This window comes from Streptomyces sp. NPDC036764, assembly GCF_055609385.1.
The window spans coordinates 1771256-1784245 of sequence record NZ_JBVJPT010000001.1; the positions used below are offsets into that span (position 1 = coordinate 1771256).

Below are 12990 nucleotides of genomic sequence, written 5' to 3' on the forward strand. Positions count from 1 at the left end.
GCCCTTCGCGCAGGTCCGTTCAGCCCACCGTCCGCGATGTCCGCCCGGTCCGCGCCCGAACGCCGCACCGCGGGGGAACGGCCAGGGCCGGTCGGCCCCTTGCAGGGACTTGCGGCCCCTGCCGGGAGGGGCATCCGAGGGCGAGGCTCGGATCGGGACCCCGACCCGGGACCCCGGATCCAGGAGGTGGAACCATGACCCGCACCGTCACTCTCAGCGTGACCGCCGGTCTCGACGGCTCGCGTGAGAGCCGCGCGGCGGCCGAGTGGGCGGCACGCGAGGCACAGTTGCTCGGTCTGCCGCTCAGGCTGGTCCATGTGCGGGAGCCCGTACCCGAGCCCATGGCGCAGGCGCCGCTCCTCGGCGCGGAGACGCAGCAGCACTGGACCGAGCGCATTCCGCGGGACGCGGCCGAAGGAATCCGAGCGCGGCACCCCGGCCTCGACGTGACCATCGAGGCGCTGTCCGGGCGACCCGCCGAGGTGCTGGCCGACGAGGCGAAGGACGCCGAGCTCGTCGTCCTCGGCTCCCGCGGGCTGAGCGGCATCGGCGGCTTCCTCGTCGGCTCGGTCGGCCTCTCGGTCGTGGCACACACCGACCGGCCGGTCGTACTGGTCCGCGCCGACGAACAGGCCGCCGACGAGCACGAGAGCGACCCCGTCGGCATACCGTCCGCCGCGACCGCGTTCCGGCCCGTCGTCCTCGGCCTCGACATCGACAGCCCCGATCGGGAGCTGATCGAGTTCGCGTTCGCCGCCGCTGCCCGCCGGGGTACCTCCCTGCGGGTCGTACACGGCTGGAACCCGCCCCCGTACTACGCTTACGGCCTGTCCGCGGACCTCGAACTCCATGCCTCCCTCGCACAGCGCGAGACCACGGTCCTGACCGAGGTCATGCGCCCGTGGCGGAAGAAGTTCCCGGAGGTCGAGGTCACCGAGGAATTCCGCTACGGCACCCCCGGCAGCCATCTCGTCGACGCCTCCCGCGAAGCCTCCCTGGTCGTCGTCGGCCGCCGGATCCGCCGCAGCCCGTTCGGCGCCCACATCGGTCCCGTCACGCACGCCGTGCTCCATCACGCCATGGCCCCCGTCGCCGTCGTCCCGCACAACTGACGGAAATCCGGAGGAGTTGAACCATGAAGGCAGTGATCGTACGAGTCCTCTCCCGGTTCCGGGCGTGGAGCGTTCGCCGCTCCGGCGCGGGACGGTGAGGGGCGTGGACCTGCCGATCGTCGTCGGAGTCGACGGCTCCGAGCCCGGCCTGCGGGCCGTCGACTGGGCGGCCGACGAGGCCGCACTGCGCGGCCTGCCGCTACGCCTGGTGTACGCCTCGCTGTGGGAGCGGTACGAGGGTGCCGCCCTCGCCCACGACCTGGCCAAGTCGGCCGAACAGGTGCGGGACCAGGACATCGTGACGGCCGCGGCCCGGCGTGCCCACCGCCGCCAGGCCGACGTGAAGGTCACCACCGACGTGCTGCCCGAGGAACCCGAGTACGCGCTGGTGCGGGAGAGCCGCAGCGCCGCCCTGCTGGTGACGGGCACCCGTGGCCGCACCGGCATGGCCGAGGCGCTGCTGGGCTCAGTGAGCCTGACCGTCGCCGGGCACGCGCACTGCCCGATGGTCGTCGTGCGGGGCGGCCACGGCAACGCGGTCCGGCCGGGCGGCCGTATCGTCGTGGGGGTCGGTGAGGGGGCGCCGGTCCGGTTCGCCTTCGAGGAGGCGCGGCTGCGCGGAGCGTCGGTGGAGGCCGTACGGGCGTGGCGGTTCCCCGCGCGTGAGACCACCGATCATCCGCTGCCGGCCGGAGCGCCCGCCAGACTGCACGAGCAGCAGGCGGCACAGGCCCTGGAAGAGGCCCTGCGGGGGATGCCCGCCGATGTCGAGGTGCACCGGCGGGTCGTGGAGGGCCATGCCCGGACCGTGCTGGCGGACGCCTCCCGCGACGCGGACCTGCTCATAGTCGGGGCCCGGCGCCGTCCGCGGCACTTCGGGCTCCAACTGGGCCGGGTGGCCCACGGGGTGCTGCATCACGCCGTCTGCGCGGTCGCCGTCGTGCCCGAGCACGACGGATGAAGGCCCATCGGGTACCCGCCCGCCGACCGCACTGACCGGCTACCCCGTCGATGACCGGCCGTCCCTTCTTCGATGGCCAACCGATCCTGAAATCAGGGCAGTTCGAATTACCGACGACTTCCGGAGTCGCCTCCATGTCCAAGGCCGAGCACCAGGACACCACCGAACTCTCCGCCGACGAGCTGCACAGGCTGGACGCCCACTGGCGGGCCGCCAACTATCTGGCCGCGGGCCAGATCTATCTGCTGTCCAACCCCCTGCTGACCGAGCCGCTGACGCCGGAGCACATCAAGCCGCGGCTGCTGGGCCACTGGGGCACCTCACCGGGCCTGAACCTCGTGTACACCCACCTCAACCGGGTGATCGGGGCGCGCGGGCTCGACACGCTGGGCGTGTGGGGGCCGGGGCACGGGGGGCCGTCCGTGCTCGCCGGGTCCTGGCTGGACGGCAGCTACAGCGAGATCTACCCGGACGTGCCGCGCGACGGTGAGGGGATGGAGCGGCTGTTCCGTCAGTTCTCCTTCCCCGGCGGCGTCCCGAGTCATGTGGCCCCCGAGGTCCCGGGATCCATCCATGAGGGCGGCGAGCTCGGTTACTCGCTCGCCCACGCCTACGGCGCCGCCTTCGACAACCCGGACCTGCTCGTCGCCTGTGTGATCGGCGACGGCGAGGCGGAGACCGGGCCGCTGGCCGCCTCCTGGCACTCCAACAAGTTCCTCGACCCGGTGCACGACGGCGCCGTCCTGCCGATCCTGCACCTCAACGGATACAAGATCGCCAATCCGACCGTGCTGTCCCGCCTGCCCGCCGCCGAACTGGACCAACTGCTGCGCGGCTACGGCCACGACCCGCTCCACGTCACCGGTGACGACCCCGCCGCCGTCCACCGCGCGATGGCCGGCGCCCTCGACGAGGCGTTGGACCGCATCGCCCTGATGCAGCGGTCGGCCCGCGAGGGCGGCGTCACCGAGCGCGTGCACTGGCCGATGATCGTGCTGCGCACACCCAAGGGCTGGACCGGCCCCGCCGAGGTCGACGGCCTGCCGGTGGAGGGAACCTGGCGCGCCCATCAGGTCCCGCTCGCCGGCGTACGCGAGAACCCGGAGCACCTGCGGCAGTTGGAGGCATGGCTGCGCTCCTACCGGCCCGAGGAACTCTTCCACCCGGACGGCCGGCCCGTCGCCGACGTCCTCGCCTGTGTCCCCGACGGCTCCCGCCGCCTGGGCGCCACCGCGTACGCCAACGGCGGCCTCCTGGTGCGGGACCTGCCCATCGGGTCCCTGGACTCCTTCGCCGTACCGGTCGACAAGCCCGGAACGACTCTGCACGAACCGACGCGGGTCCTCGGGAACCTCCTGCGGCAGGTCATGCGGGACACCCGCGCGCGCCGGGACTTCCGGGTCGTCGGCCCGGACGAGACCGCGTCCAACCGGCTGGAGGCGCTCTACGACGCCAGCGGCAAGGCATGGCAGGCGCAGACCCTGCCGGTCGACGAGCACCTCGACCGGCACGGGCGCGTGCTGGAGATCCTCTCCGAACACACCTGCCAGGGCTGGCTGGAGGGCTATCTCCTCACCGGGCGGCACGGGCTGTTCTCCTGCTACGAGGCCTTCGTCCACATCGTCGACTCCATGGTCAACCAGCACATCAAGTGGCTCAGGACGGCCCGGCGGCTGCCCTGGCGCGCCCCCATCGCCTCCCTCAACTACCTGCTCACCTCGCACGTCTGGCGGCAGGACCACAACGGCTTCTCCCACCAGGACCCCGGCTTCGTCGACCACGTCCTCAACAAGAGCCCCGAAGTCGTACGGGTCTATCTCCCGCCGGACGCCAACACCCTGCTGTCCGTCGCCGACCACGCGCTGCGCAGCCGCGACTACGTCAACGTGATCGTCGCCGGCAAACAGCCCTGCTTCGACTGGCTGTCCATGGACGAGGCCCGCGTCCACTGCGCGCGCGGAGCCGGCATCTGGGACTGGGCCGGCACGGAGAACGGCGGCGAACCTGACGTGGTGCTCGCCTGCGCCGGCGACGTGCCCACACAGGAGGTGCTGGCCGCCGCGCAACTGCTGCGCCGGCATCTGCCCGCGGTCGTGGTGCGCGTGGTCAACGTCGTCGACATGACCCGGCTCATGCCGCGCGAGGAACACCCGCACGGCATGACCGGCTACGAGTACGACGGCCTGTTCACCGCCGACAAGCCGGTGATCTTCGCCTACCACGGCTACCCGTGGCTCATCCACCGCCTCGCCTACCGCCGCACCGGCCACAAGAACCTGCATGTACGCGGCTACAAGGAGTCCGGCACGACGACCACACCCTTCGACATGGTCGTCCGCAACGACCTCGACCGTTTCCGCCTGGTCATGGACGTCATCGACCGCGTCCCCGGACTGGCCGTGCGCGCCGCCGCCCTACGCCAGCAGATGGCCGACGCCCGCACCCGCCACCACAACTGGATCCGCGAGCACGGCACCGACCTGCCGGAGATCGCCGACTGGACCTGGAGCACCTGACAGACCCGGAGGGGACCGGCGCCGCCGATCGCCGGTCCCCTCCGCCCAGGCCCGGCCCACCTCGTGGCTTTTAGGGGCCGAACGGACCCCGGGTCGGCCCCGGGCGGCCCATGGGATCGGCCGGTCATCGGCTGCATGATGGCAGCGAAGGAGGCGAACCGCCATGACAGACAAGGTGCTGGTGGCCTACGGAACGACCAATGGATCGACCGCGCGGATCGCCGAAGCCATCGCCGACGTCCTGCGCAAGGACGGGCTGACGGTGGACGCGCTGCCCGCCCGGTCCGTGCCGAGCGTGTCCCCGTACGACGCCGTCGTGGTCGGCGGCGGGCTGTACGCCGGACGCTGGCACAAGGACGCCCGCCGCTTCGTCCGGCGACACGGCCGGGCCCTGACCGGACGCCCGCTCTGGCTCTTCAGCAGCGGCCCGCTCGACGCCACGGCCTCCGAGCGGAACATCCCGCCCGTGCCCGGCGTGAAGAAGGCCATGACGCGGCTGGACGCCAGGGACCACGTCACCTTCGGCGGCTGCCTGGAGGAAGGCGCCAAGGGCTGGGTCGCCGGGATGATCCTGCGCTCCGGCAAGGGCGGGGACTTCCGGGACTTCACCGCGATCGAGGCGTGGGCGGGGCGGGTGGCCGCCGAGCTGCGGAACGGGGCGTAGCGGAGCAAGCGTGCCGCGGCGGCCCTGCGACTCCGTGAGGGTCCCGTCCGGCCCAAGCGGTGCCCGCGCATCCGCGTCAAGCTGGACTTGCGGGGCAAATCCGGCATCGGGGTGCCGGCGGGCGCGTGCCGCCCGCGAGACCTCATCGTCGGGTCCGGGCTCCGCGACACGTCGAGTGGGGTGAGGAGCGTCATGAGAGGCTACGTGTTCCACGGCGCCGGACAGTCCGCCTGGGAAGAGGTCCCGGACCCGGCCATCAAGGAGCCCACCGACGCGATCGTGCGCGTCGGGGCCGTCACCATCTGCGGCACGGACCTGCACATCCTCAAGGGCGACGTGCCCGAGGTGCAGCCCGGCACCGTCCTCGGCCACGAGGCCGTCGGCGAGATCGTCGAGGTCGGCAGCGACGTACGGACCGTGCGGCCGGGGGACCGGGTCCTGGTCTCCTGCATCACCTCGTGCGGGCGCTGCTCCTACTGCCGTCAGGGGGCGTACGGCCAGTGCCGGGGCGGTGGCGGCTGGATCCTCGGCCATCTGATCGACGGTACACAGGCCGAGTACGTCCGGGTGCCGTACGCCGACCTGTCCGTGCACCCGCTGCCCGGCGCCATGGACAGCAAGGACGCCGTCCTGCTGGCCGACATTTTCCCGACCTCCTACGAGGTGGGCGTGCTCAACGGCCACGTCCGGCCGGGCGACACCGTAGTCGTGGTCGGCGCGGGCCCCATCGGACTGGCGGCCATCGCCACCGCCGGGCTGTTCTCGCCGGAACGGATCGTCGCCGTCGACCTGGCCCCCGCCCGCCTGGAGGCCGCCCGGCAGCTCGGTGCCGACGCGGTGGCCGACGCCCGGGAGGCCCCGGAACAGCTAGTCACCGACCTGACCGACGGGCTCGGCGCGGACGTCGTCATCGAGGCGGTCGGCGTGCCCGAGACGTTCGAGCTGTGCACCCGCATGGTCCGGCCCGGCGGACACGTCGCCAACGTCGGCGTGCACGGCGCTCCCGCGACCCTGCACCTCGAAGACCTGTGGATCAAGAACATCACCATCACGACCGGCCTGGTCGACACCTACTCCACCCCGACCCTGCTGCGGATGACGGCCGCCGGCCGGCTGCCCACCTCGCAGCTCGTCACGCACACCTTCCCGCTGGACCTGATGGAGGAGGCGTACGACGTCTTCGGCCGCGCCACCGACACCGGCGCCCTCAAGGTCGTGCTGGGCGAGGAGCGGCACCAGGAGGTCCTCCCTGTGAGCGGGGCCTGAGCGAGGACACGAGCTGCGGACAGACTCTGCCACCGGTGGCCGTCGGAGTGGCCGGTCTGCGGGGGATCGCCGTCTCCGGCGGGGTCAGGCGGCGCCCGAGCGGTCGCCCGCGGTGAGCAGGATGCCCGTGACCAGGTCCGGCCGGATACGGACCGCCTGGTCCATCGCCTGGTCCACCCACGGCCGCACCAGCGTCCGGCAGCGGGCGAGATCGTCGGGGTCGGTCACCAGCCGGGCGTACCCGGTCACCACCACGCTCCAGCCGAGATGCGTCCGCGGGTCGATGGCGTCCGCTTCGTAGGCGACGACGACCCCCGGGTCGTCGGCCCGCCGGGCGTGCGAGGTCAGGGCGGCGCCCTCGTGGGTGCGGATGACGATGTCCCCGCGGTCCAGGGCATGGTTGACGGGGCGGACGGTCGGCAGCGCGTGCCGGGTGAAGACGATCCTGCCGAGGGACACGCTGCCCAGCAGCCGCAGCGCCTCGGCGCCGTCGAGCTCGATGCGGTGGCGCGGTCCTGAAGGGGCCGGCCGGCTGTCGTCGTGGACCATGACGGGCTTCCGTTGGGGTGCGTTGCCCATGGATTCGGTCTGCACAGGCGCGGAGCGACACCGCGGGGGATCGGTGCCGCTCCTGCCTCCACCATCTCTCGGGTCACCGCCGGGTGCCAGGGCCGAAGGGTCTCGATCAGGGGCCGGACGGCCCAGCCGCGTGATATCGGCCAGGTTCGTGTCCACGCCGCCCGGCGGTTCCGCCGGGTCCCGGCGCGACCGGCGGAGATCGTGCGCGTATCGGACCATGGCGCTGCGCTCCTCGGATCCGGCCGGTCCCGCCCGGCACTGTGGCCGCGTCGCGGATCCAGCCTCGAACGCAGGCGGGTCGGGCCGACAGGTGCTGTCCGTCCCCGCGGTAGAGCCGAACGGCCCACGACACCTCGTCGTCGGCGCTGCCGCGGGCGCCGGACCATGGCTCCAACGGGTCCGATTCCGTACCGTCGCACGCCGCGTGCCGGTAGCGTGACCGGTGTCCGCAGCGGCCGGTGTCCGACCGCCCAGGGGACCGGAGGAGACGCAGGTGGGAAGCCCCGAGGAACCCCGGGAGGCCCGCATACGGCTGCCGCAGTTGAGGCTGGACGAACTGCTGGAGGAGCTCCAGGCCCGGCTGGACGCGGCCCGCGGCACCCGCGACCGGGTGCACAGCCTGCTGGAGGCGGTGCTCTCGGTCGGCCGGGAGCTGGACCTGGAACAGGCCCTGCACAGCATCGTGGAGGCCGCCGCGGTGCTGGTCGACGCCGAGTACGCCGCCCTCGGGGTGATCGGGCCCGACGGCAGGCGGCTGTCCGACTTCCACACCGTCGGCGTCGCCGAGGACCGGATCGCCAAGATCGGCCACTACCCCGAGGGCCACGGCATTCTGGGCGAGCTCATCCGCCACCCCGAGCCGTTGCGTCTGGCCAAGATCTCCGAGCATCCGGCCTCGTACGGCTTCCCGCCGAACCATCCGCCGATGAACACCTTCCTCGGCGTCCCCATCCGGGTGCGCGACCAGGTCTTCGGCAATCTGTACCTGACCGAGAAGCGGGGCGGGGCACAGTTCGACGAGGAGGACGTCGCCGTGACGTCGACCCTCGCGGTGGCGGCCGGCGTCGCCATCGACAACGCCCGCCTCTACGAGGAGTCCCGGCTGCGGGAGCGGTGGCTGCGGGCGACCGCGGAGATCACCCACAGCCTGATGTCCGGCGCCGAGCGCGGCGAGGTGCTCGGGCTGATCGCCGACCGCGCCCGCGAGATCACGGGCGCGGCGCTGGCCATGGTCGCGATGCCGATGGAGGACACCGACTCGCTCAGCGTGGAACTCGCCATCGGGCCGGAGGCCCAGCCGCTGCGCGGACTGGTGCTGCCCGGCGACAGCGGCCTGCTCGGCGAGGCTTTCTCCACGGCCGTCCCTGTCACCAGCCCGGACGTCTCCCACGACGAACAGATCTCGGCGGGACCCCCGCGCCTCACCGGCCTCGGCCCCGGCGTCGCCGTTCCCGTCGGAACGGGGGAGGGCGGAGTACGCGGCGTCGTCCTGCTCGTCCGCGGAGCGGGGGAGAGGGTGTTCACCGGCAAGGAGATCGAACCGCTCCAGGGTTTCGCCGCGCAGGCCGCCGTGGCCATGGAGCTCGCGGAGCGCCGCCAGGACGCGGCCGAGGTCGCCGTGCTCAAGGACCGCGACCGCATCGCCCGCGATCTGCACGACCTGGCGATCCAGCGGCTGTTCGCCACCGGGATGACGCTCCAGAGCGCGGGCCGCTTCATCGATCACCCGGAGGCATCCGAGCGCGTGGTGCGCGCCGTCGACGACCTCGACGAGACCATCAAGATCATCAGGTCGACGATCTTCGGCCTGCGCTCACGCGAGGGCGTCGGCGGCGCGGGACTGCGGGCGCGTGTGGTGCGCCTGGCCGGCGAGGCGGCACCGGTGCTGGGGTTCGCACCCAGCGTGCGCATGGAGGGCCTGGTGGACACTCAGGTGCCGCGGGAAATCGCCGATCACCTGGTCGCCGTGCTCTCCGAGGCCCTCACCAACATCGCCCGCCACGCCCGAGCCGACCGCGCCGACGTCGTCCTCACCGCCGACTCACGCCAGGTCCGTCTCACCGTCGGCGACAACGGCGTCGGCATCCCGGACGGCGGCCGCCGGAGCGGGCTGCGCAACATGGCCGAGCGGGCACGGCACTTGGGCGGGGAACTGGAACTGAGCAGTCCCGAGGGCGGAGGCACCACGTTGGTGTGGTGGGTGCCGCTGCCGGCCGTGTAGCCCTTCGACCGGGGCGGGGCGCGGCGCGCCAAGGCCGGGACCGGTCGCATGGGCCGAACGTCCTCTGCTGTGGCCCATCCGCCTCTCGTGGCCGCCCCCCACGGGTGCGACGGTGGGATCAGAGCCCCGGCTGCCCGATGCGGCAGCCCGGCAAAAGGTGGTGAGGACGATGACACTCCCCCTGATCGTGGGCGTCGACGGATCCGACGCGAGCCTGCAGGCCGTCGACTGGGCGGTGGACGAAGCCGCCCGCGGTGACAGGCCCCTGCGGCTGGTGCACGCCTCCCTCTGGGAGCGCTACGAGGGCGCCGTACCGTCGACCGGACGGAACCGCCCCACCGAGCGCGTGCTGGCCGAGCACATCGTCGCCTCGGCCGCCGAACGTGCCGCACTCCGCCGCCCGGACGTGAAGGTGACAACCGGCATCGTCCCCGCCGACCCGGTCGACGCTCTCCTGCGCGAGGGCAACAACGCCTTCGCCCTGGTGACGGGCGAGCGCGGTCACGGCGAGTTGAAGGGACTGCTCCTCGGGTCGGTGAGCCTGGCTGTGGCCGCCCGCGCGCACTGCCCCGTGATCGTGGTCCGGGGTGAGGAGACGGGACTGGCCGGCGTGCACGAGCAGGTCCTGTTCGGTGCCGGGGACCTGGCCACCGGTGCGCAGGCCGTGCGCTTCGCGCTCCGCGAGGCCGACGAACGCGGATGCGCCCTCGACGCCGTACGCGCCTGGCGCTGCCCCGCACCCGCCGAGGATCCCGGGCACGAGCACGAGGAACGTGCGGCTGCCCAGCTCGACGAGCTGCTGAGCGAGGCCATGGCCGAACAACCCGGCGTCCGGGTACGCCGGACCACCGTCGAGGGCCCGGCCCGCCGGATCCTCGTGGACCGCTCGGCCACCGCCGACCTCGTGGTCGTCGGAGCGCGCCGCAGGCACGGCCACTTCGGCCTGCAACTGGGCCGCGTCGGCCACACGTTGCTGCACCACGCCCACTGCCCCGTCGCGATCGTGCCGCAGATGGCGTGAACGTCCCCGACCCGTCCGGAGTCGGGCACGCCCGGGCGGGGCCGGAACTCTCCCGGCCTCGCTGCCGGGCGCTCGCTGCCGTTGCTAAAGTCCCGTTCGGCTTCTCACCGTTGGGCTCACGCCTCGCCAACCAGCTTCTTCGGGTCCCGATGACCGTGGAGAAGGTGGGAGACCGGACTTTGCGACCGGTCCTGGCAGGTCCAGCACTGCCGACAGGGCGGCCACCGGACCGGGCGGCAGGGCGTCCTCGCCGGCCATCGGCTGCGGATTCCAGGACTCCACGTAGGAGGCGAGTGGGGCGGGCATGGGCGGGGATTCCTCCTGGCCGGCGTGATGGGAGTTCCGCGTTCGGGTGGCCCGCGCTGGGAAGGACCACGTTCAGAACGGGCTCAGGCCGAGGGCGGCGCGAAAGGAGTTCTTGTTCGCGACGCCGTCCCGCGGCGGCAGGGCACGTGGTGGCTCGTCGGCGGTGATGAGGACGTGCGCGTACGTCGTGCCGGCGCGGGACTTGATGCGATCCGCGAGGTCGTCCGTCTGGACCGGGTCGGTGATCCGCACCGCGTCACGGATGCCGAAGCCCCGCGCGACGGCGACCAGGTCGGTGCCGAGGCCCGTGTGGCTCGGCTGCATCCCGGTCTCGCCGAAGTGGGCGTTGTCCAGGACGACGACCGTCAGGTTGGGTGGAAGCCGAGCGCCGATGGTGGCCAACGCGCCGATGCCCATGAGGTGTTCGCCGTCGCCGGTGACGGCCACGAAGGGCCGCTCCGGACGGGCGAGGGCGAGACCCAGGGCGAGCGGGGCGGCGGCGCCCATCGCGCCCCACAGGTAGAAGTTCCCGGGCCGGTCGCCCGCGGCGAACACGTCGTAACTGGGCGACCCCAGGCCGGAGACGATCAGCGCGTCATCGGGCAGACGGCCGATCAGGCCGGCGACGAAGCGGCGCCGGTCGAGACGTACGTCGGCGGTGGTGTTCATCAGTCACGCTCCCACTTCTTGCGGCCGATCAGCTTCTGCCCGAGGAGCACGGCGACCCGTTCGCCCGCCCCGAACGCCGAGTCCAGGGCGGCCTCGACGGTCTCTCCGACCTCACCGGGGGAGTCGGCGCGCAGCACGGTGACATCCATCAGTTCCAGTGCCTGCCGGGTCGTGCGGCCCATGGGGCCCTGCCACGGGTTGAAGTCGGCGTACTCGCCCCGCATGGTCACCAGCGTCAGGAACGGGAACCGGCACATCTGAAGCAGGGAGAGCATGTTGACGCAGTTTCCGACGCCGCTGCTCTGCATCAGCAGCACCGCCCGCTGCCCGCCGAGCCAGGCACCGCTGACGACACCTACGCCCTCTTCCTCGGTGGTCAGCACGATGTCGTGGATGCCGGGGTCCTGCTGAGCCGCACGGATCACGTGGGAGTGACCGGCGTCGGGGACGTAGGCGATCTGCTGGACGCCACGCCTCTTGAGGGCGGCGAAGACGTCCTGCTGCCAGGAGGGTGCTGGTGCGGTCGGGGGTGCGGGGGTCACCGTCATGCCGCTCATCATGGGCACTGATGGATGGTGTTGAGAAATAGAAATGCGTGATCCCGGTATGCCCCGCCCGTATGGCTATACGTCCGGTCGCGGCGGTGCGTGCGGTTCCTGGGACGGCTGCTGAGGCTGCGGCTGCGCCAAAGGCCATCTGCCCTCGCTCACGGCGGCCTCGACCTGCCGTACGAGTTCCCGCGCGACCACCTCCACGGCGGGCGGCGTCCGGCCGGACCTCGGTGTGGCGAGGACGATCGAGCGCCAGATGTCGGGATCGCACAGCGGCGCGGCGCTCAGCGTGCCGTTCGCGACGTCCTCGGCGATCCCGATGCCCGGCAGGATCGTCCAGCCGTGCCCGGCCAGGACGAGCTGCTTCTGCACCCGCATGGAGTTGGTCTGCACGACGATGTCCATTTCGGCCTCGGCCCGCACCGCGGCGGCGTCGATCAACGCACGCAGGGCATGGCCCGACGCGGGCATGACGAGCGGATGGGCGGCCGCCTCGGCGAAGGGAACCGGGCGATCGGCCCGCAGTCCGGCCGAGCCCGGAGCGACCGCCCACAACTGCTCCCGCACCAGCGGACGGGCGTTCAGCGACGGCGTGCTGTCCAGGTTGTACAGCAGCGTCAGATCCAGGTCGCCGTCGTCCAGCCACTGCTGGAGATGGCCGGAGTAGGCGGTCATCAGGCGCAGTTCGATGCCGGGATGGTCTCTCGCGACCGCCGAGACCAGAGGGGCGGCCAGCAGGTCGACCTTGCTCTCCAGCAGCCCGACGGTGACGATGCCGGTCACCGCCCCCGGCGTCGGCTGCACCTCGGCGCGGGCCCGCTCCAGCTCGTTCAGGGCGCGCCGCGCACGGTCCACCATGATCGTCCCGGCCTCGGTGGGCCGCATGCCCTGCCGGGTGCGTTCGAAGAGCGGGACGCCGAGTTCCTGCTCCAGCGTGCGGATCTGCCGCGTCACGGCCGGCTGCACCAGATGCAGCAGCTCCGCGGCCCGGGTGACGCTGCCGACCTCGGCGACCGTGACGAGTGCCTTGAGCTGTCTGACGTCCACGTCTGTTTCCACCGCCATCCGCACCGGGCATGCTCGCATCAGCAATTGCTATTTCACTCAGGATGTCATGAGTGACC

At 72.3% G+C, this 12990-nt stretch carries 11 protein-coding genes; 7 read left to right on the top strand and 4 right to left on the bottom strand.

The window, feature by feature from the left end:
- The first annotated feature begins 194 nt into the window (after nucleotides 1–194).
- From ACZ69Q_RS07005 to ACZ69Q_RS07025, 5 genes are all read left to right on the top strand, one after another.
- Entirely contained in the window at nucleotides 195–1112 is a 918-nt protein-coding gene (locus ACZ69Q_RS07005) for a universal stress protein (protein ID WP_471037568.1), read from the top strand.
- A gap of 103 nt (nucleotides 1113–1215) precedes the next feature.
- Complete coding sequence (locus ACZ69Q_RS07010) at nucleotides 1216–2073, top strand: universal stress protein (protein WP_471037571.1); 858 nt, start codon at nucleotides 1216–1218, stop codon at nucleotides 2071–2073.
- Nucleotides 2074–2207: 134 nt separating this feature from the next.
- Nucleotides 2208–4589 carry a phosphoketolase family protein gene (locus tag ACZ69Q_RS07015; RefSeq protein ID WP_471037574.1) on the top strand — a complete coding sequence of 794 codons (2382 nt, stop codon included), beginning with the start codon at nucleotides 2208–2210 and terminating at the stop codon, nucleotides 4587–4589.
- A gap of 163 nt (nucleotides 4590–4752) precedes the next feature.
- Nucleotides 4753–5253, top strand: a complete 501-nt coding sequence (locus ACZ69Q_RS07020) for a flavodoxin domain-containing protein (protein ID WP_471037577.1) — start codon at nucleotides 4753–4755, stop codon at nucleotides 5251–5253.
- 192 nt (nucleotides 5254–5445) lie between these two features.
- Nucleotides 5446–6519, top strand: a complete 1074-nt coding sequence (locus tag ACZ69Q_RS07025; RefSeq protein ID WP_471037580.1) for a zinc-dependent alcohol dehydrogenase family protein — start codon at nucleotides 5446–5448, stop codon at nucleotides 6517–6519.
- Between the two features lie 84 nt (nucleotides 6520–6603).
- On the opposite strand, the gene ACZ69Q_RS07030 is transcribed toward ACZ69Q_RS07025, so the two are convergent.
- Nucleotides 6604–7068: a pyridoxamine 5'-phosphate oxidase family protein gene (locus ACZ69Q_RS07030; RefSeq protein WP_471037582.1), complete on the bottom strand. Its 465-nt coding sequence runs from the start codon at nucleotides 7066–7068 to the stop codon at nucleotides 6604–6606.
- Between the two features lie 523 nt (nucleotides 7069–7591).
- Here ACZ69Q_RS07030 and ACZ69Q_RS07035 point away from each other — a divergent pair.
- Nucleotides 7592–9319 carry a sensor histidine kinase gene (locus tag ACZ69Q_RS07035; protein WP_471037585.1) on the top strand — a complete coding sequence of 576 codons (1728 nt, stop codon included), beginning with the start codon at nucleotides 7592–7594 and terminating at the stop codon, nucleotides 9317–9319.
- A 169-nt stretch (nucleotides 9320–9488) separates the two neighbouring features.
- Nucleotides 9489–10340 carry a universal stress protein gene (locus ACZ69Q_RS07040; protein ID WP_471037587.1) on the top strand — a complete coding sequence of 284 codons (852 nt, stop codon included), beginning with the start codon at nucleotides 9489–9491 and terminating at the stop codon, nucleotides 10338–10340.
- A gap of 378 nt (nucleotides 10341–10718) precedes the next feature.
- Here ACZ69Q_RS07040 and ACZ69Q_RS07045 read toward each other — a convergent pair whose 3' ends face one another.
- The 3 genes from ACZ69Q_RS07045 to ACZ69Q_RS07055 form a co-directional block, all read right to left on the bottom strand.
- A complete protein-coding gene (locus ACZ69Q_RS07045) occupies nucleotides 10719–11315 on the bottom strand; it encodes a thiamine pyrophosphate-dependent enzyme (protein WP_471037589.1) in 597 nt (198 codons plus the stop codon).
- The gene (locus ACZ69Q_RS07050) at nucleotides 11315–11863 is read right to left on the bottom strand and encodes a phosphonopyruvate decarboxylase (RefSeq protein WP_471037592.1); all 549 of its coding nucleotides are present in this window, start codon (nucleotides 11861–11863) and stop codon (nucleotides 11315–11317) included. The genes ACZ69Q_RS07045 and ACZ69Q_RS07050 overlap by 1 nt, the downstream gene beginning before the upstream one ends.
- Nucleotides 11864–11938: 75 nt before the next feature.
- Nucleotides 11939–12913 carry a LysR family transcriptional regulator gene (locus ACZ69Q_RS07055; protein WP_471037594.1) on the bottom strand — a complete coding sequence of 325 codons (975 nt, stop codon included), beginning with the start codon at nucleotides 12911–12913 and terminating at the stop codon, nucleotides 11939–11941.
- Between the last annotated feature and the right edge of the window lie 77 nt (nucleotides 12914–12990).